A 728-nucleotide genomic window follows, 5' to 3' on the forward strand; every position below is an offset into this window, starting at 1 on the left:
CGGGGTACTTAGATGTTTCAGTTCCCCCGGTTCGCCTCGCAACACTATGTATTCATGTTGCGATGATGCAACGGATTGCACCGGGTTTCCCCATTCGGGTATCGTCGGGTATAACGGTTCATATCACCTTACCGACGCTTATCGCAGATTAGCACGCCCTTCATCGCCTCTGACTGCCAGGGCATCCACCGTGTACGCTTAGTCACTTAACCTCACAACCCACAAGCGTCCCGGAGGACACATGCTGTTGCAGGCATTTGAGAGACCCGACCATAGTGTTTGTGCCACTCTTTATACGCAGAGTGACCCACTATGTCGTTTTCAAATTTTCAGCTTGTTCCGGATTGTTAAAGAGCAAATACTTCACAGCACACCGTTACCGGTACGCTCTGAAGTGATTTCAGACTGCATGGTGGAGCTAAGCGGGATCGAACCGCTGACCTCCTGCGTGCAAGGCAGGCGCTCTCCCAGCTGAGCTATAGCCCCATACAGTGTGCAGAGACCTTTACTACCACTCAACCGAGTCCGTTTCTCTTTCAGAAATGGAATTTGGGCTCAGACAAGGCGTGGTTCCGTGAAGCATAGTGAACTATGCGAACCGGGGCCACAACGCAGTATGAGTTCAAATTTGGTAGGCCTGAGTGGACTTGAACCACCGACCTCACCCTTATCAGGGGTGCGCTCTAACCACCTGAGCTACAAGCCTGTAGAGGTTTTTTCTGCTCATT

At 51.5% G+C, this 728-nt stretch carries 2 tRNA genes and 1 rRNA gene; all 3 read right to left on the minus strand.

Going from position 1 to position 728, the window contains the following annotated elements:
* Nucleotides 1-212 (minus strand): 23S ribosomal RNA (locus GS12_RS22790); the annotation flags it as partial.
* Nucleotides 213-410: 198 nt separating this feature from the next.
* Nucleotides 411-486: transfer RNA gene (locus tag GS12_RS22795), tRNA-Ala, on the minus strand.
* A gap of 143 nt (nucleotides 487-629) precedes the next feature.
* Nucleotides 630-706 (minus strand) — tRNA-Ile (locus tag GS12_RS22800).
* Between the last annotated feature and the right edge of the window lie 22 nt (nucleotides 707-728).

The organism is Erwinia oleae (assembly GCF_000770305.1).
GTDB lineage: Bacteria > Pseudomonadota > Gammaproteobacteria > Enterobacterales > Enterobacteriaceae > Erwinia > Erwinia oleae.